The 17,719-nt window shown below is 71.2% G+C and carries 19 protein-coding genes and 1 tRNA gene; 15 read left to right on the forward strand and 5 right to left on the reverse strand.

Translation table 11 applies throughout. The features are described from left to right. The 11 genes from ACFVYI_RS25960 to ACFVYI_RS26010 all read left to right on the forward strand — a co-directional run bounded on the left by ACFVYI_RS25960 (position 1) and on the right by ACFVYI_RS26010 (position 6,582). Positions 1–198, forward strand: coding sequence for a hypothetical protein (locus ACFVYI_RS25960; RefSeq protein ID WP_375981432.1), 198 nt, complete (start codon positions 1–3; stop codon positions 196–198). A gap of 23 nt (positions 199–221) precedes the next feature. Next, on the forward strand, positions 222–755 hold the full coding sequence (locus ACFVYI_RS25965) for a hypothetical protein (RefSeq protein ID WP_387889678.1): 534 nt from the start codon (positions 222–224) through the stop codon (positions 753–755). An 85-nt stretch (positions 756–840) separates the two neighbouring features. Beyond that, positions 841–1,389: a GGDEF domain-containing protein gene (locus ACFVYI_RS25970; protein WP_387889679.1), complete on the forward strand. Its 549-nt coding sequence runs from the start codon at positions 841–843 to the stop codon at positions 1,387–1,389. A gap of 101 nt (positions 1,390–1,490) precedes the next feature. Continuing rightward, positions 1,491–1,676 carry a hypothetical protein gene (locus ACFVYI_RS25975; RefSeq protein WP_387889681.1) on the forward strand — a complete coding sequence of 62 codons (186 nt, stop codon included), beginning with the start codon at positions 1,491–1,493 and terminating at the stop codon, positions 1,674–1,676. Between the two features lies 1 nt (position 1,677). Next, positions 1,678–1,845 carry a hypothetical protein gene (locus ACFVYI_RS25980; RefSeq protein ID WP_387889683.1) on the forward strand — a complete coding sequence of 56 codons (168 nt, stop codon included), beginning with the start codon at positions 1,678–1,680 and terminating at the stop codon, positions 1,843–1,845. A gap of 27 nt (positions 1,846–1,872) precedes the next feature. After that, positions 1,873–2,151 carry a hypothetical protein gene (locus ACFVYI_RS25985; protein ID WP_387889686.1) on the forward strand — a complete coding sequence of 93 codons (279 nt, stop codon included), beginning with the start codon at positions 1,873–1,875 and terminating at the stop codon, positions 2,149–2,151. A gap of 89 nt (positions 2,152–2,240) precedes the next feature. Next, a complete protein-coding gene (locus ACFVYI_RS25990) occupies positions 2,241–3,581 on the forward strand; it encodes a replication initiator (RefSeq protein ID WP_387889688.1) in 1,341 nt (446 codons plus the stop codon). Then, positions 3,574–3,786 (forward strand): helix-turn-helix domain-containing protein, encoded by a 213-nt coding sequence (locus tag ACFVYI_RS25995; RefSeq protein WP_387889691.1) that lies wholly within the window; start codon positions 3,574–3,576, stop codon positions 3,784–3,786. Before ACFVYI_RS25990 ends, ACFVYI_RS25995 begins: the two co-directional genes overlap by 8 nt. Further along, positions 3,786–4,952, forward strand: coding sequence for a tyrosine-type recombinase/integrase (locus tag ACFVYI_RS26000; RefSeq protein ID WP_387889693.1), 1,167 nt, complete (start codon positions 3,786–3,788; stop codon positions 4,950–4,952). The genes ACFVYI_RS25995 and ACFVYI_RS26000 overlap by 1 nt, the downstream gene beginning before the upstream one ends. A gap of 264 nt (positions 4,953–5,216) precedes the next feature. Then, on the forward strand, positions 5,217–6,023 hold the full coding sequence (locus tag ACFVYI_RS26005) for a glycosyltransferase (protein ID WP_387889696.1): 807 nt from the start codon (positions 5,217–5,219) through the stop codon (positions 6,021–6,023). Then, positions 6,007–6,582 (forward strand): hypothetical protein, encoded by a 576-nt coding sequence (locus ACFVYI_RS26010; RefSeq protein WP_387889697.1) that lies wholly within the window; start codon positions 6,007–6,009, stop codon positions 6,580–6,582. The genes ACFVYI_RS26005 and ACFVYI_RS26010 overlap by 17 nt, the downstream gene beginning before the upstream one ends. 198 nt (positions 6,583–6,780) lie before the next feature. Here ACFVYI_RS26010 and ACFVYI_RS26015 read toward each other — a convergent pair. Continuing rightward, positions 6,781–6,855, reverse strand: a tRNA-Val gene (locus ACFVYI_RS26015). A 212-nt stretch (positions 6,856–7,067) separates the two neighbouring features. On the opposite strand from ACFVYI_RS26015, the gene ACFVYI_RS26020 reads away from it, so the two are divergent. Then, the gene (locus ACFVYI_RS26020; protein ID WP_387889700.1) at positions 7,068–8,387 is read left to right on the forward strand and encodes a hypothetical protein; all 1,320 of its coding nucleotides are present in this window, start codon (positions 7,068–7,070) and stop codon (positions 8,385–8,387) included. A gap of 117 nt (positions 8,388–8,504) precedes the next feature. Beyond that, the gene (locus ACFVYI_RS26025; RefSeq protein WP_387889702.1) at positions 8,505–8,726 is read left to right on the forward strand and encodes a zinc ribbon domain-containing protein; all 222 of its coding nucleotides are present in this window, start codon (positions 8,505–8,507) and stop codon (positions 8,724–8,726) included. A 30-nt stretch (positions 8,727–8,756) separates the two neighbouring features. Here ACFVYI_RS26025 and ACFVYI_RS26030 read toward each other — a convergent pair whose 3' ends face one another. The 3 genes from ACFVYI_RS26030 to ACFVYI_RS26040 form a co-directional block, all read right to left on the reverse strand. Continuing rightward, positions 8,757–9,626 carry an HAD family hydrolase gene (locus ACFVYI_RS26030; RefSeq protein WP_387889704.1) on the reverse strand — a complete coding sequence of 290 codons (870 nt, stop codon included), beginning with the start codon at positions 9,624–9,626 and terminating at the stop codon, positions 8,757–8,759. A 5-nt stretch (positions 9,627–9,631) separates the two neighbouring features. Continuing rightward, positions 9,632–12,187, reverse strand: a complete 2,556-nt coding sequence (locus ACFVYI_RS26035; RefSeq protein ID WP_387889707.1) for a phosphoribosyltransferase — start codon at positions 12,185–12,187, stop codon at positions 9,632–9,634. 143 nt (positions 12,188–12,330) lie between these two features. Then, positions 12,331–13,668 (reverse strand): HpcH/HpaI aldolase/citrate lyase family protein, encoded by a 1,338-nt coding sequence (locus ACFVYI_RS26040; RefSeq protein ID WP_387889709.1) that lies wholly within the window; start codon positions 13,666–13,668, stop codon positions 12,331–12,333. 483 nt (positions 13,669–14,151) lie between these two features. Here ACFVYI_RS26040 and ACFVYI_RS26045 point away from each other — a divergent pair, with 483 nt between their 5' ends. Beyond that, entirely contained in the window at positions 14,152–15,303 is a 1,152-nt protein-coding gene (locus tag ACFVYI_RS26045) for a TerD family protein (RefSeq protein WP_387889710.1), read from the forward strand. 70 nt (positions 15,304–15,373) lie between these two features. Here ACFVYI_RS26045 and ACFVYI_RS26050 read toward each other — a convergent pair whose 3' ends face one another. Next, positions 15,374–16,114: a Tellurium resistance gene (locus ACFVYI_RS26050; protein WP_387889712.1), complete on the reverse strand. Its 741-nt coding sequence runs from the start codon at positions 16,112–16,114 to the stop codon at positions 15,374–15,376. A 413-nt stretch (positions 16,115–16,527) separates the two neighbouring features. Between ACFVYI_RS26050 and ACFVYI_RS26055 the strand changes: the two genes are divergently transcribed. Further along, the gene (locus ACFVYI_RS26055) at positions 16,528–17,673 is read left to right on the forward strand and encodes a DUF2637 domain-containing protein (RefSeq protein ID WP_387889714.1); all 1,146 of its coding nucleotides are present in this window, start codon (positions 16,528–16,530) and stop codon (positions 17,671–17,673) included. The last annotated feature ends 46 nt before the right edge of the window (positions 17,674–17,719 follow it).

Genomic DNA, 17,719 nt, shown 5'->3' on the forward strand with positions numbered 1-17,719 from the left:
ATGAACATCTCGCTGCCCCTCCTCCCGGTCCTCGCGCTCATCGCCTGGTTCATCGTTCGGAATCTCCGCCTGCGCTGGTGGGCCGTCGCCGCACTCGTCCTCCTCGGCTTCTACCTCGCGAGCTCCTCTGCCGGCCCGCTGATCGACAAGACCACCCGCGACGGTGTCGAGGTCATCAACAAGACCGGCACCAAGTAGCCGACCAGATCGGAGAGTTCCGCATGAACGTCACGCTTCTGAACCTGCCGCCGCTGGTCACGGTCGACGGCTCCGGACTGGCCGCCGAGATCGAGGCGTACTTGGCCACGCTGCCCGCCCCGGTCCGTGTCCCGGTGCCGTACATCTCGCCGCTCGGCTCCACGGTCCAGCCCTGGAACGCCGGGTACCCGCTTCCGCAGCTCACCCTGCTCGACCGGCTCACCCGTCGCCCTGCTCGTCCGGTTCCGGTGACTGCCAGCGACCACCTGCGGCTCGTCTCCCGGTACATCGCCGCCGTGGGCTGGGTGCAGGGCGCCATGTGGGACTCCACCGGCCGGGTCTGCCTCCTCGGCGCCCAGACCGCCGTCCTCGTCCACGGCTACGGCACCCCGACCACCGTCCAGACCGCCCGGGTTCAGCTCATGGAGACCCTGCACGCCACCGGTCGCCCCGTGCGCTCCCCGGACGAGTTCAACGACCGGCCCACCACCCGGCAGGCCGACATCCACCACCTGCTCGACCGCGCCGCCGCCCGCGCTCTGTCGCTCGGCCTCTGACCTCCCCGGGGACGGCCAACACGCCGCCAGCATCCCGCCGTCCCGGAGATCGCAACCCTCCACCGCCCATCACGAAGGACCGCTCATGGATCTGCCCACGATCTTTGCCGCCGGTGCACCGCTGATCGGATGGACCACCCACAGCGCCTGGCTGAACCGCCGCCTGGCCACCGCCCGCCGTGACCCGCTCACCGGGCTCCACACCCGCGACGGCTTCACCACGCGCGCCCACCGGCTGACGCAGCACCACCCCGACCGCGCATCGGTGTTGCTGATCGACCTGGACGACTTCAAGGCCACCAACGACACCCACGGCCACGCCGCCGGCGATGCGGTACTCGCCGCCACCGCCGAACGCCTCTCCACCTGGGTCGGCCGCTCCGGCGTTGCCGCCCGCCTCGGCGGGGACGAATTCGCTGCCGTCGTCCTGGACGGCCCCGGCCGCCTGCCTGACCTGCTCGCGGCCCTCCACCGACCGGTTGCCTATGCGGGCTTCCTGCTCCCGGCCGCCGCCTCGGTGGGCATCTGCCCCGTCGCGGAGCTGCCGGTCGTCTCGCTCACGGACGCGCTCGCCGCCGCCGACCGGGACATGTACGCGCACAAGCACGACGGCCGCGCCTCCCGCCGCCGCTGACCTCAAGACCAGCCCCGGGGCGGCAACACGCCGCCAAGCATCCCGCCGCCCCGAGGCCGCAACCCCTTCCCGAACCGAAGCCCACGAAGGAGAGCACCATCATGCCCCAGCACAGCCACGCCCCGACTCGGATCTGCCCGGACTGCTCGGGTCACGCCACGGCGCACATCGCCACGGGCGTGCGCCTCCGCGACGGCTCCCGCGCCACCATCCCGGTCACCTGCCCGACCTGCCACGGCGCCGGCACCGTCGCCCGCCCGCTGGCCCTGGTCGCCAAGGCCGTCTGACATGGCCCTCCTCGACTGGCGCGATTCCCGCCACTGGGCCCAGAAGCCCGCCCCCTGTGGCGTCTGCGACAAGCCGACCAACCTGCGCTCCGACCGCGGCAAGCCCGTCCACAAGGTGTGCGCGGAGCAGTGGACCGAGCAGCACCAGAAGCCCGCCCCCCAGCAGTAGAACCTCTTCAAGAAGGGACGACCCGTCATGGGACTGTTCAACCGCAAGTCGAGTGAGACCTCGGAGGAGCGTTACGTGCGCGACGCTACCGAGCTGCGCGCAACCCAGGCGTTCAAGGCCTGGAAGGGCGCGTCCAACGACAGGCGAGAGGCGTGGACGAACGCGGCCCAAGCCGCCAACCACGGCAGCGCCGAACAGGTCGCCGACGCCACGATCCGCTACCACCTCGCCGCCGACCGGGAGGACGGCCTCGCCGCCGAGTACGAGCGGTGGGGTTACAGCGAGCGACGCCGCAACGCCGGGTGACTCGAACTCAAGGCCCCCGAATCGTCTGATCACAGCCCCGGAGCCCACGTTGAGCTCCGGGGCCCCTCCCGACTTGGAGGTGAACCATCATGACCGCCGTTGCCCCCGTCCCGGTGGCCGATCTCGTCGGCCTCGCCAGCCTCGGCACCATGCCCGCCCTCATGCGGCAGCTTTCCGGCCTCGCCGGCTGCACCTCGCCCATCCGGCTCGCCGGCTGGCGCACCGAGATCAACGAATCGACCGGACAGCTCCTCCACCACCTGGACTCCGCCGATCTGCCCGCCGGGAACCTGCTCGTACGCTGCGGCAACCGCCGCGTCACCCGCTGCCCGTCCTGTGCCGAAACGTATCGCCGCGACACGTACCACCTGATCACCGCCGGACTCGTCGGCGGCAAGGGCACTCCCGAGACGGTCGCCACCCACCCGCGGGTCTTCGCCACCTTCACCGCCCCGTCGTTCGGGCCCGTCCACAACCGACCCTCCTCCGGTCGCTGCCGCTGCGGTACCGCCCACGCGGCCGACGATCCGACGCTGGGCTCTCCACTCAACCCGGAGACGTACGACTACGAGGGCGCTGTCCTGTGGAACGCCCATGCGGGCAAGCTCTGGGCTCGCTTCTCGATCCACCTCCGCCGGGAAGTCGCGAAGCGGGCCGGGCTGACGCAACGGGAGTTCCGCGACTTCGCCCGCATCTCCTTCGGCAAGGTCGCCGAGTACCAGAAGCGCGGCGCGATCCACTTCCACGCGGTCATCCGCCTCGACGGGCCCGAGGGCGGTAGCGACCGCCCGCCGGTTTGGGCCTCCGCCGAGTTGCTGACCGACGCCATCCGCGCCGCAGTCCACCGGACGAAGATCCCCGGTCCCCTGGTCGACGGCCGCGAGCACCGGTTCGCCTTCGGCAGGCAGCTCGACATCCGCACGATCCGCAACGCCGACTTCGCAGGGCCCGTCCCGATCACCGAACGGGCTGTCGCCGCCTACATCGCCAAGTACGCCACGAAGGGCGCGGAGACCGCTACCGGCACCCTGGACCGCCCGGTCCGCCTGCTCGCCGAGATCGCCCAGTACGACATCCCCGAACACGCTCGCCGGCTCATCCGAACCTGCTGGAACCTCGGCGCCCGCCCCGACCTGGCCGGTCTCCGGCTCCGCGCCTGGGCACACATGCTCGGCTTCCGTGGCCACTTCTCCACGAAGACCCGCAAGTACTCCACCACGCTCGGCGCGCTCCGCGGCGCCCGAACGGCCTGGCGCCGCGCTCAGACGCTCGAACGCCTCCATGGCCCCGATGCCCTCGCCGCTGAGGAGACCACGCTCGTCCTCGCCCACTGGGTCTTCGCCGGCCACGGCCTCACCCGCGGCGAACAGTGGCTCGCCGCTGCCATCCAACCCGCACCCGGCACGGAAGGAGAACCGACCCATGCCTGACCCACTGCTCGACGTCAACCAGGTCGCCGAACTCCTCGGCACCACGCCCCGGTTCACCCGCCGTCTCGTCGCCGAGCGGCGGATCGAGTTCATCAAGGTCGGCCGACACGTCCGCATCCGTCCCGCCGTCGTCGCCGACTACCTCGCCACCAACACCGTGCAGCCCATCAGCGCCCGCCGGTCCACGCTCAGGAAGGCGGCCTGATGGCCAACAGCAAAGGCAACCGCCGCCGCTTCGGGTCGATCCGCCAACTCCGCTCCGGTCGCTGGCAGATCCGGTACCCGGACCCGGTCACCGGGTTGACGCGCAAGGGCGAGGAGACCTACCCGACCAAGACGGACGCCGAGGTGGCGCTCACGCTCATTGAGGCCGACATCAAGCGCGACAAGTGGACCGACCCGGACGCCGGGAAGGTGAACCTCGGCGACTTCGCCTCGACCTGGCTCCGGGACCGGAAGCTGGAGGAGAGCACCCGGGAGCGGTACGCCATCACGCTCCGCCAGTACATCCAGCCCGGCCTGGGACACCGAACGCTCTCCGAGATCACTCCGGCGCGGGTCCGCTCCTGGCGGTCGGGGCTCTTGGGTGACGGGGCCGGCGAGCCCTCGGTGGTCAAGGCCTACCAACTGCTGCGGGCCATCATGAACACCGCCGTGGACGACGAACTGATCCAGCGCAACCCGTGCCGGATCAAGGGCGCCGACACGTACGACGTCCCGGAGCGGCCTGTCCTCTCCGTCACCGAGGTGTTCGCCGTGGCTGAGGCGATCGGCCCTCGCTGGCGGGCCCTGGTCCTGCTGACCGCGTTCACTACGCTGCGCTTCGGCGAGCTGGCCGCGCTCCGCCGTAGGCACGTTGATCTGGATGGCCGGTTCGTCCGGGTACAGCGCAACCAGGCAGAGCTGAACACCGGACGGTTGTACGACAAGGCACCGAAGAGCCGCGCCGGCTTCCGGCCGGTGGCCTTCCCCGCCGAGATCGTGGCCGACATGGCGAATCACCTCGACCACTTCGCCGGCGCCGGGCCGGATGGGCACCTCTTCATCGGCCCCCGCGGCGGCAGGCTCCGTCGGAGCAACTTCCGGGACGACTGGATCCGGGCCCGCACCGCGGCCGGGGTGAGTGAAGATGCCCACTTCCACGACCTCCGGCACACCGGGAACACCCTCGCCTCCCAGAACGGGGCCAGCACCCGGGAGCTCATGACCAGGATGGGTCACAGCAGCACCCGGGCCGCACTGATCTACCAGCACATGACCAGCGACCGGGACCGCGCCATAGCCGACCGCATGGGCGAGGCTGTCCGGAAGGCTCTGGACCGTCAAGAGTCGTCAGCGGCTTCTGACAAGCCTGTACCACCATCGGACTGACCGGTCAGGCAATCCCTACGCCGAGCGCCAGCTCGTGAGGATCACACCTCCGAGCTGGCCCTTCGCGTTTGTGGCGCAAGGTCACTAGGCGTGGGCGCGGACGTCGAGCAACCAGCACCTGCCCGCAAATTTCGCAAATCCATTAGATTGGATTCTAACTTACAGATGCCATGAATACTCTCACCCGATCGGATCCATCAACGGGAAGATCCTGCGGGTTAGATGTACCTTAGAGCTCAACCAACATCAAATAGGGCGCAAGAAATGCCATATGGCGAGACCCGGAAAGAATTAAGGGCAAGCATAGTTGTACCTACATGGAATGAGTCGCAGTGGCTCCCCGGCCTGCTAGGCAACCTTCAGAGCCTTGGATGGGCTTCGGAGATTATTGTCGCGGACAACAACTCTTCCGACGGAACACAACAAATAGCCCTGATGTACAGATGTCGCCTCATCGAGGGCGGATCGCCAGCCCAGGCGCGCAACAAAGGTGCGCGGCACGCAATGCACGAGCTAATAATATTCATGGACGCCGACGCCGCTGCCAGGCGATCCGTCTTCGATCGAGTATTTGAGGCATTCGCGAAGGACACCTCCATCGTAGCTGTACACTTTCCCCTTTTGCCGATTGGCGGGACGCTGTTCATTCGAGCCTGCTACCGCTTTATGAACGGCTATATAGGCACCCTTTCGCGCCTCGGAATAGCCCAAGGCGTGGGCACATTCATCGCCGTCAGGAGATCTGCCTTTGAAAGCATCGGCGGGTTTGACGAGCATCTAATGGCGGGCGAAGATGCAGATTTACTCCGAAGGCTACAAAAGACCGGACATGTTCGATATGAGAGATCAGAAAAGGTTGGCACATCGACACGGAGATTTCGCATTGAAAACCCTATAGCCTTCGCCATAAAAACAGCGACGTGGGGGATCCTTCGACTCCTAGGCTTACGCTTCTCGCCATGGGGCTACAGGTGGATGCCCTACCCTGTCGAGATAGGGGCGAGAGACAGGCGAATGTACTCCAGGTTCCTGATGAAGAACGAAGGCAGCGACGATGTTCAATGCGAGTAACTTTGAAGCCCAGAAATCAGAGGTCGCCTTCTTTACGGAGAAGGCTTTCCAGGTATCTTTCGTCTACTTCGCGGGGCTCGCTGCATTCTTTGCGCTTTCCAAGAGTGACGTCATGACCGCCGTCGTTCATGCAACAAACCTCCCCCTGGGGGGTCTGATTGCAGTCGTCGTCCTTCTGCTCAATCTGGTATACATTACACTCGCCTGCGCCTGCCTTTTTGCAATCCTTAAGCGAGGATTATTCATCCTTAAATACACCACCAGCTCGCCAGGCAGTCAACCGTCAGTCCATAGAGAGTGGGAGGTATTCGTAAGGGATGATGAATGCATGGGCGAGATCAAGATGCGCAGCATTGCATGGAATATAGATAACTACTACATGATCCCCCTATTCTTTGCAATAGTGGCAGTTTCTCTGGTTGCCGCAATAATGGCCGCAACTTGCAATTCGACAATCCTGCAGATAGCCGCCGCAGCCCTGGTCATCCTTCACGTCATACCCGGATTCATCCTGAGGCAGCTATCGGTCCTTGATCATCAGTGTCGCCAGTTGCTCTAGCTCCTCAAAGGCTAATGGAATAGCTTGAACCAATCGGCACCTTCGCCTACCGCACCAGCATTCCTGGATTCGCGTGATGGCTGAGGCCGCGCTTCCCTGCATCGGCTTCTGGCACGCCGGTGGCACAGCCCGACTGAGACCCGGAAACGACTCAGGGCCAGTTCGTGAGGATCGCTCCTCCGAACTGGCCCTTCATGCTGGTGGGCGCGGACGGTTTCGAACCGCCGACATCTGCTTTGTAAGAGCAGCGCTCTACCACTGAGCTACGCGCCCCCCATCGCGGCCCGGTGGGGGCACGACGACTGCCTAGGGTACCTGGTTCGCGGGGTGGTGTGGTGCAGGTGGTCGGGGAGTGGGACGGGTGGGGGTGCCGGTGTGGTGGGGCGATCGGGAACAATGGGCAGTGGATCAGCGGTCGGAACAGGGAGCGCGCAGTGAGGGTGGCCGACGGGAGCGGGTGGGGGCGGCGGCGGCCGGGGAGTGCGGTGGCCGAGGCACTGGTGTTGCCGCTGGTGGTGGCGGGTGCGCTGGGGGCTGCCGGGGCGGCGTCGTTCGGTGCGGGCGGGGGCTGGTGGGGCCGGCGGGGCGGCGAGGGGGTGCGGGCGGACGCGAAGGCGGCCCGGGACGCGGCGCAGCAGGCGTTCTACGAGCTGGACTCCGCCCAGCGCGAGGTGCGGCTGGCGGTGGAGACGGTGCGCGCGGCGGAGGACGGCGCGACGGCGCGACGGGCGGCGGCGGACTTCGAGGCGATCTCCGGCCGGGTCGACCAGGTCACCGTGAACTACCTGGCGGCGCTGGACGCGCACGACCTGGACGCCGAGGAGTTGGAGTCCGGTGCGGCGGCGCGGGCCCGGCACCAGTTGCAGGATGTGAAGGGGCAGCTGGGCGCGGCACAGGCGGAGCTGAACGACTTCCTGCAGCGGTTGCAGCCGGTGCTGCAGCGCGCCGAGTCGCAGCTGATGCGGGTGACCCCGGCGGTGGAGCAGGCGAAGCGGGCGCTGCTGACCGCGACCACCACGCTGGAGGAGGTGCGCGGCGCGGGGCTGCGGGCGGACGACCTGGCGGCCCGGCTGGCCGAGCTGAGCCCGGAGCTGGGCCGGCTGAACGAGGGCGCCGGCCGGCACGGGGTGGCCGCCACGCTGCAGCGTGCGGAGCGGGTGAAGGAGCGGGCCGACGCCATCGCGGCGGACGCGGAGCACCTGCCGGAGCGGGCGCGGGAGATCGACCGGCGGGTGGCCAGCCTGCGGACCCGGATCCAGGCGCTGGAGACCAAGGCCGCCACGGTGGAGCCGGCGCTGAGCGAGCTGCGGCGGCGGTTCGCCACGGCCTGCTGGCAGGACCTCCAGCGGGTGCCGGACCAGGTGGCGGAGACGGGGCACGCGGCGGAGCAGAAGCTCGCCGAGGCGGCGCGGGCGCGCGACGAGCAGCGCTGGGCGGATGCGACCGGCGCCATCGGCACGGTGCGCGCCCTGCTGGACACGGCGGACGGCTCGGTGGTCGCGGTGAACGAGCGGCTGCGGCAGCTGAACGAGGTGCAGCACGATCCGAACCGGGAGATCGAGCGGACCCGGTTCGCGCTCCGGGACGCCCAGCGGCTCGCGATGGCGGGGCGGCAGGCGCCGGATCCGCGGCACGCGGCTCCGCTGGACGCGGCGGTCGGTCGGCTGGACGGCGCGGTGGCGGCGCTGGAGGCCGCCGGCCGGCACCCCGACTACTGGCACTTCCTGACCGAGCTGGCGGCGGTGCGGGAGACGGCGGCGCAGGTGGTGGAGCTGATCCGGGAGGATCTGGGCGGACACCGGTGACGCGGGCCCCGGCGGGACGGATACACAGGACACCGGATCGACAGGGCCCCGAGCCGACAGGGCGCCGCTGACGCGGACACCCTGCGGCGCCGGCCCGCACCGGGCTACCCTGCGGGTATGCCACGCTACGACTTCCGCTGCCGCTCCTGCGGCGCCACCTTCGAACTCCGCCGCACGATGGCGCAGGCCAACGACCCCGCGGTCTGCCCGCAGGGGCACGAGGACACCGTGAAGCTGCTGTCCGCCGTCGCCGTCACCGGCGGCGCGTCCGCCGGCGCCGCGCAGCAGGCCCCGTCCGGTGGCGGGGGCGGCTGCTGCGGCGGCGGTTGCTGCGGCTGAGCGAGGCGTGGAACGGCCGGGGCCGAGGCCTCAGCCGTTGACGACGGCCTCGACCGGGCCGGTGTCCACCCCGCCCCGGACGCGGGCCAGGAACTGACGGATGATCTCCTCCCCGGCCGCCACGCCCACCTGGTCGAGGGCGGTGACGCCGGGGGCCGTCCAGCCGCTGTCGGCGAGTTCGCCGTGGCCGGGGCGCCAGGCGGCGTCGGCGGCGAGCAGCAGGTCCGCGTCGAGCAGCGAGTCGCCGGCGGCCAGCACCGTGGCGCCGCCGACCCGCCGCTCGACCTCGGCCAGCGCCGCGCTCTTGCTCAGCGGCGCCGGCACGGCGTACACCTTGCGGCCCTGCAGCGAGACGGTCCAGCCGCGTTCGGCGCACCAGCCGGTGAGCTCGTCGAGCCAGCCGGCCGGGAGCTCGGCGCGCTCCACGACCAGGTAGGCGAAGAGTTCGTCGGCGACGCGGCGCTTGTGCGTCCACTCCGGGTCCGCGCACAGCGCGAGGTGCTCGACCACCTCGGCCAGCGGCACCGAGGCGGTGGCCAGTCGGCCGGCCACCTCGGCCTGCCAGTCCTCGTCCGGGACGCCGTCGACGAGCAGCCGGCCGCCGTTGCTGCAGATCGCGTAGGCGGGGATCCAACCGGGCGTCGGGCCGGGCAGGTTGACCCGCTCGTACTGGGCCCTGGTCCGGGTGGTGGCGGGGACGAGGAGCGCTTCGCGGGCGAGTTCGACGAGCAGCTCGGCGGCCTGTTCGGTCATGAACGAGAGCGCCTTGCCGTCGTGCACCTCGACGGAGAGCAACCGCGGTGCGAGCCGGTCGGGCACGTCCAGGGCGAGGGCGCGGTTGCTGTAGATCAGGGTGCGATCGAGGTCGCTCGCGACCAGGAAACCACGGGGACTGCTCATCGGGCTCAGGACTCCTTCACCAGGACGGCCGTGCCGGAGGCGCCGGTCGCTCCGCGGCTGTAGCGGGGGTGGATCAGGCCGACGCAGGAGTACGGCAGGTCGTCCACCTCCTCGACGGGGATGCCGCGCTGGGCGGCGAGCAGACGGACGTGGTCGAGATCGGCGCCGGTGCCGCGCCGGGCCAGCACCCGCCAGGGCACGCGGCGCAGCATGACCCGGGTGGTCTCGCCGACGCCGGGCTTGACCAGGTTGACGTTGTCGATGCCGTACTCGGCACTGATCCGCTCGACGGCGGCCCAGCCCGCCCAGTCGGGGGTGCGGTCCTCGGCGGCGAGCCGCTCGGCTGCCGCCCGCACCTCGCCCCGGACCTCGGCGAAGTGGTCGGCGACGGTGTCCAGGAAGGCGCCGGAGACGTCCCCGCCAGCCAGCTCGGTGTAGTGCTTGGCGCCGTGGAAGTCGTCCGGTCCGATCAGGTCGGTGCGCAGCACGGTACGGGAGATCAGGCCGGAGACGGTCGAGTTGAGGCAGGCGGACGGGATGAGGAAGTCGTCCCGGGTGCCGTAGGTGCGCACGCAGCGGCCGGGGTCGGCGAGGACGGCCAGCTCGGGGTCGAACGCGGTGCCGGCCAGGGCCTCGGCGAGTTCGCGGGTGATCGCGCCCTTGCCGGTCCACCCGTCGACGAACACCACGTCGGGGGCGTTGTGGTGGGCGTCCAGGTAACGCACGGCGACCGGGTCCAGGCCCCGGCCGCGGATGATCGAGACCGCGTAGTGCGGGGTGTCCAGGCCGTGCGCGAAGGCCAGCCAGCGGCGGATCAGGACCCCCACCGGGGTGCCGGCCCGGGCCAGCGAGGCCAGTACGAGGCCGCGACCGCGCTCGCGCACCAGGGTCTCCGCGACGGTGCCGACGGCGAGCGCGATCCGGCGGGCGGAGATCCGCAGCGCCTGGTGGAACAGCTCCTGGTACTCGGGGCTGGGCTGGTACTCGACCGGCAGGGATTCGGCGTAGTGGGCACCGCCGTTCTGGACGGCCTCCTCGCGCTCCTCGGTGGGGGCCTCCAACGGGACGTCGGAGAGGTCCTTGAGCAGCCAGGACACCTCGTCGGCGCGGTAGGACGAGAACCCCGGGCCGTGGAGCGGCGTGGGCAGCGCGGAGGACGGAACAGCGGGCGGGGCGGCGGACGGGGCAGGGGACGGACCGGTGGGCGGCACGGAGGGCAGGCGGGAAGGCCGGTGCGACGGCAGCACGGCGAGGACCACCCGGTCGGTGACCTGCCGCAGCTGCGCGAGCAGGGACCGCTCGCCCTCGTGCAGTTCGGTGGTGTCGGCCACGTCGTCGATCACCAGCACGACCGCGTCGAAGCGGCGGGCCGGGTCGACGCCGGGGGCGACGTTGTAGACGAAGCGCTCGCGCGAGCCGCCGTCCTGCGGTTCGTCGTGGGCGGGGAAGGAGAGCCGGGTGCGGATCGCGTAGCCGGGGTCGTCCACCGCGAGGACCGGCGAGCGGGTGGTGGTGGAGTAGTGGACCCGTTCCTCGCCGTTCGCGAGGCGGTCCGCGAGGGCGCCGGCGAGGCGCAGCGGCGCGTACATCAGCTCCTCGCAGCCGAGGACCAGCACCCGCCCCGACCCGGCCGACCCGAGTACCGGGGCCGACCCGGCCGACCCGAGCGCTGGAGCCGACCCGGCCGGCTCCAGCGCGGCGGCCAGCTGGGAGGCCAACTGCGGGAGAGCGGCTTCGAGTTGCGACCGGTGCACGGCGCTGAAGCCGTGCCGCCCGCCGTCCGGCAGCCCCTCGGGCCAGTCGAGGGCGACCCGCACCAGCGGGGCGGGCTCCGCGGGAGGCGGCTCCGGGGCCGGGCCGGCCTCGGCGATCAGCCGCTCGGCGCGGGCGAGGATGTCTCCGGGCAGCTCGACGCCCCCGCCGGCGGTGGCGACCAGGTCGAGCCGGGTGCCGAGTTCGGCGGCGGTGTCGGCCAGCCGCCGGCGGTCGGCCTCGTCGCGCAGGTCGACCAGGGCGACCACCACGTAGTGGTCGCGCGGGTGGTGCGCGTGCAGCTCGCGGATGGTGTTGAGCACGGTGTTGCCGGTGGAGAACTCGTCGTCCACCAGGACCAGCGGGCCGTCCCCCGCCAGCAGCGCGGGGTCGGCGGGCAGCAGCAGGTGGGAGGTCGCGTGCGAGTGCTCCTCCTCGAAGCCGCCGACCGGGGTCACCCCCGCCACCGGGCGGCGGGTGGAGTGCAGGTAGGGGGCGTCCAGGCCGTCGGCGACGCTGTGGCCGAGGCCGGTGGCCGTCTCGGCGTAGCCGAGCACCACGGCGCGCGCGGCCGTCTCCTCGCCCAGCAGCTCGCGCACCCGGCGGCCGAGGTCGAGACCGGCGCCGTGCACCACGGAGGGGCGCTGCGGGACGTGCTTGCCGAGCACGGTGGAGACCAGCAGGTGGGCGCGCTTGGGGTTCTCGCGCAGGGCCAGGCCGACCAGTTCGGGGAGGCGGTCCGAGCCGGTCAGGGCGACGCCCGCCCGGTCGGCCACCCAGCGGCCGGTCCACTCTTGCTTCGCTGTCACTACTGGTCCTGCCTTCGATGGTGCGAGTCGTGCGATCGGTGCGATGCGTGCGATGCGTGCGATAGGTGCGAGGTCGTGCAGGTCGAGCAGGTCGTTCCGGCCATCGGGACCGCGCAGGCCGTACGGCCGCGCGGCCCGTGCGGTCAGCCGCAGAGGCAGGCCGAGAGCAGCTCGGCGAAGCTCACGTCCTCCCGCGCCACCCCGAACACCTCGGCACGCAGCATCACCCGCTCCGCCCAGGCCCGGTGCGGCTTGGCCTCGTTCATCTTGTTGGTGTACGCCGATCGGAGCACCCCACCGCCGCCGCGCTCCTGGTCCAGGATGTCCCGGGCGTCGCTGTACTCCTCGTGGGTGACCACGGAGAGTGCGTGCACGGCGGGGACGTGACTGGGGTGGATGCAGGTCTTGCCGAGCAGCCCGTTGGCCCGGTCGAGCTCGATCTCGCGGATCAGGCCGTCCAGGTCGTGCTCGATGATCCGCTGGCGCACCGCCTCCCCGGAGGGCTCGGCCTCGGCGAACGGGGTGCGGCGCAGCTGCGGCTTGAACATCCGCTCCTGCACGGGGAAGTACTCCCAGACCGGCCCGGTCACGGTGAATCCGGTCCCGTCGGCCCGCCCGAGCACGTTGACCACGTCCCCGATCACCGCCGCGACCAGGGCGACGTCGTACGCGGTGAGGTCGGCCGAGCGGCGCAGCCCGTACGCGGAGCAAAGGTCGGTGACACCGAGGCGGACGGCGAGGACGCGCCCGCGGTACTTGTCGAGGAGTCGGGCGATCCCGAAGAGCTGCTCGCGGCGGGTCTCCAGGTGGGCCAGCTCGGGGGACTCCAGCACGGGCATGGCGAACAGCCGCCGGCCGGTGGCCGCCTCGGCGTCGGCGAGCGCCTCCAGGAAATCGCCGCCGCTCTCGTCGGTGAACTTCGGCAGCACGAAACCGGTCAGCAGTCCGATCGCCGGGCCGAGCCGGTCGGCGAGGTCGGTGATCTGGGAGGCGGCGCGGACCCTGATGAAAAGGAGGGGCAGGTCTTGTGCGCAATCGGTGAAGGTTTCAACGGCTCGGGCCGGTTCGGAGGCCACTCCCCGAACCTCTCCCAGCCACCCGCCGGGCGCCTCGGCGCGCACCTCACCGCGGGCCCGCTGCTCGTCCCGCAGCTCGCCGCGGGCCGCGCCGGACGCGTCACCCCGGCACGCGCCGTGCAACTCGTCGAACAGCTCGCCGAGCTGGACCACCAGGTTGGCCTCGGCGGCGGTCACCTCGTGGTCGGCGATCGCGTCCTCCAGGCAGAGCACCATCGAGACGACGCCCCGACCGGCCTGCTTGCGGATGTCCGTGCCCAGCGTGGGCCTGGTGGCGGGGCTGTAGAGGGTCGCACCGAGCGCGGTGGCCAGGACGGCCGCGTCGCTCTCCGCGGAGAACGCCCGGGGCTGTTCGAGGAAGAGCCGGCCGCGTACGTCGTCGGCGAGGTGGCCGAAATGGCGCATGGTGCTCTCCTCAGGGTTGCGGCCGCCGGTCGGGCGGGGTTCGTGCTCAGGGACGTGCGGGGAGGTACTGGGGGCGTGCGCGGAGGTACTCAGGGAGGTACTGGGGGGTGTGCGGGGAGGTGCTCGAAGAGTGCGGGAGGATGCTCGGAGGGTGCCGCGATCCGGCGTGAGGTCGGGCTGCGGAAGGTCGGGGTGCGGGCCGTCGGGCACCGCTGCGGGCCGCGCGGGGCGTCACGATGGTTAACCGGTCCACCGGGCCCGGTGGTTCCCGGGCGCACGCTGCTGATCCCCCCTGCCGAACCCCCCGGGACCCTCTGGGAGCCCATCGTACGGACGACTTCCGGTCGAATGCGATTCCGAAACATCGAATTCTCGGAAGATTACCCTCCGCTTCACAAACCGCAAGCATTGGCAAAGTCCCACGGTTTCGCCACCTTCGGTCACGTTGTCCGAAGGGGTGGCGAACAGGCAGGATGGTCGGCTATGACGCACGTGATGGCCAAGGGCGCCAACATCGCACTGCCGGTGGCGGCGGTCCGCGCCGTGCTGCGCTGGAGCGCCACGCCCGGTGCGCCGGACGTGGACGCCTCCGCGCTGCTCCTCGGCGCCGACGGCAGGGTTCGTTCCGATGCCGACTTCGTCTTCTACAACCAGCCGAGACACCCCTCGGGGCAGGTGCGCCACCTGCCCAAGCAGCAGACCTCCGCCGGCGCCGAGATCGCCGACACCGTGGAGGCGGAGCTCGCCAAGCTGCCGCCCGAGGTGGACCGGGTGGTCCTGGCCGGCTCGTCCGAGGGCGGCTCGTTCCGCACGGTGACCGGGCTGCGCCTGCTGCTCTTCGACGCCGGCGCCGGGGAGGGCGCAGCCGCGCTCGCCGAGTTCGCGATGCCCGAGAACGACGACGTCACCGCGCTGGTCGCGGGCGAGCTCTACCGCCGGTCGGGGTCGTGGAAGTTCCGGGCCGTCGGCCAGGGCTACGCCACCGGGCTGATCGGCCTGGCCACCGACTTCGGGATCACCGTCGAGGACGGCGCGGGCGGGCCCCAGGACGCCGGGCCGGCCGACCAGCCGGGCCGGCCCGCTCCGGCGGCGGACCCGCGCGCCGCCCTGCCGGACCCCCGTCCGGCCCCGCGGCCCGAACCGGGCACGTACACCCTGGCCCCCGCCGTCCCCCTCGCCGCCCCGCAGTCACCCGTGTCGGCGCCGGCCGCGGCCGTACCCGCCAACACTCCCCCGCCGCCGCCCGCCCCGCCCGCGATGCCGACGAACGCGCCGACCGTCCCGCCGGCGCCCCCGGCCCGGCAGCCGGGGTACGGCTATCCGCCGCAGGCCCCGCAGCAGCAGGGCGGCTACGGCTACCCGCAGCAGGCCCCGCGCCCCGGTTACGGCTACCCCCAGCCGGCCCACCAGGCTCCGCAGCAGACCTACCCACCGCAGCAGTCGGCCCCCGGCTACGGCTACCCGCAGCAGCCCGCACCGCACCAGCAGGGCGGCTACGGCTACCCCCCGCCGAACACCGCCCCGCAGCCCCAGCAGCAGCCGGTGCAGCAGCCCGCACCGCAGGCCCCCCAGCCCCAGGCCGCCACCGAGGAGTTCGCGCTGCCGCCGCAGGGTCCGCAGTTCCAGCCCCGCTGACGGCCCGGCCGCGGCACCCGGAGCCGCGGCACCCCACCGCCGCCCCGCCCCCGGGGCCCGGCCCGCGCGGCTACTCCGGCCCCGAGGGGTTCTTGTAGCCGCGCTGCCACTGCATCCCGAAGCCGTACAGCCGGTCGATGTCGGCCTGGAAGCCGCTGACGTAGCGCACCTCGCGGCGCACCGTCAGCTGGTTGTCCCCGGCGTTCTCGATCAGCACCACCGCGCAGGAGCGCGCGGCCGCGGCACGCTCCTCCAGCTTGATCTCGATCCGCGGACCGGTCTGCGGCACGATCGTCACCACCGCGTTGGCCTGCTCGAACGCGGGTGTGCCGTCATAGATGTAGACGAAGATGAGCAGCCGCTTGAACTGGTCCTTCTTCTCCAGGTTCACGTACATCGTCTCGCCGGACGGCGCTCCGTACTGGTCGTCACCGCTGAGCTTGACGTAGGGCGCGCGCTGGAGGTCCCCGAAGTAGCCGCCGAGCGGCTGGACCACGCCCCGGCTGCCGTCGGAGAGTTCGTACATGCAGGCCAGGTCGAGGTCGACGTTGAACTGGGCGCTCTGCTGGGCGTCCGGCTCCATCGGGCTGAGGATGCGCGGGCTGAACCAGCGCTTGAGCGCGTCCCGGCCGGAGGCGCGCGGTGCTCCTATCCGGGTGGTCCAGTGCAGGTTGACGTAGAGGTAGCCGGTGGTGGCCGCGGCCCCGGTGATCGCGTGCTGCGGCGTCGACTTGGTGAGCGTGACCTTGTGCTGCCCGCCCGGGTCGAGGGTGTTCCGCTCCCCGCGCAGGTACTCCCAAATCGAGGCCATCCCAGTCCTCCCCCAGGGGCCGTCAGTCGGTCCGACGGTCCGCCGCTCAATGATCCGGCATCAGCCCGTCCGCCGGGTACCCGAACTCCCTACCCACCAGCGTGAACCGGACACCGCCCACGGCACCGACGGGCTCCTCCCGCCCCGAACCTCAGCCGGACCGCCGCCGGACACCAGCCGGTCGGCGGCCGACGGCGGGTCGGCTGGCGGGGCGAAGCTCCCCTCCCGTAACATGCCGCCCCTTCGGACGCGATATCGTCTAGCCGCACAGGTGTCCCGACCGCCCCTGCCCGGGCGCGGTGGGCGCGCCCGGCGGCAAGGACGTACCGTCAGGCCCTGTCCCGGCGACGGGATCTGACCGCCTGTGTCGCACTGTGACCTGTCCCCTGCGGAAACCCGAGGCCCGACCCGCAATGAACCTGACCTCCATACAGCTGGTCTGGACCGTCATCGGCGGCGCAGCCCTGCTGTTCACCGCCATCCTGGTGGCGACGCTGCGCTTCAAGAACACCACGAAGCCCGAGGAGTCGGGCGACTCCTGGGAGCGCACCGAGGAGCGCCGCCGCCGCAAGGAGATGATCTACGGGATCTCCTCCTACGTCCTGCTGTTCTGCTGCGCCGGCGTCGCGGCCGCGCTGTCGTTCCACGGCCTGGTGGGCTTCGGCAAGGAGAACCTGGGCCTGTCCAACGGCTGGGAGTACCTCGTCCCGTTCGGCCTGGACGGCGCCGCGATGTTCTGCTCGGTGCTCGCCGTGCGCGAGGCCAGCCACGGTGACGCGGCGCTCGGTTCGCGCCTGCTGGTCTGGGTGTTCGCGATCGCCTCGGCCTGGTTCAACTGGGTGCACGCCCCGCGCGGCATGTCGCACGACGGCGCCCCGGAGTTCTTCTCCGGCATGTCCATCTCGGCCGCGATCCTGTTCGACCGGGCGCTGAAGCAGACCCGCAAGGCCGCGCTGCGCGAGCAGGGCCTCGTCCCGCGCCCGCTGCCGCAGATCCGCATCGTGCGCTGGCTGCGCGCCCCCCGCGAGACCTACGCCGCCTGGTCGCTGATGCTGCTGGAGAACGTCCGCAGCCTGGACGAGGCGGTCGAGGAGGTGCGCGAGGAGCGCCAGGCGAAGGAGGCCGCCAAGCTGCGCGCCCGCAGTGCCGACCGCCGCGAGCGCGCCGAGCTCAAGGCCATCTCCCGTCAGGGCGGCATGCTCGCCCGGGCCCGCGGCGGCCGTCAGGTGCCCGCGCTCACCGCTGCCGGAGACGGCCCGAGCGCTTCGGAGCCTGCCCTAGCCGCTGACGCCGACGCCACCTCCCAGGCCGGCCGCTCCGCGCTGGAGCCCGCTTCTTCGCCGAGCGCCCTGGAGGCCGGCCGCCGGCCGCGTGCCGCCGTCGGCTCCTCCTCGACCGGCTCCCTCGGCGATTCGTCCTACCTCGGCAGCGGTTCCTCGTCGTCCTCCTCCTACCGCAGCTCGACCATCGACCTGACGGCCGACGACGACACCCTGTCGATGCCCAAGCTGGACTCGCTGGAGCGCAAGCTGCGCGCCATCGAGCAGCAGCTCGGCTGACCCGCAGCGGGGACAACGCACCACATCACGCACCTCGCACCGGAAC

The sequence above is a fragment of the Kitasatospora sp. NPDC058218 genome (assembly GCF_042882445.1).
In the GTDB taxonomy this organism is placed as follows: Bacteria; Actinomycetota; Actinomycetes; order Streptomycetales; family Streptomycetaceae; genus Kitasatospora.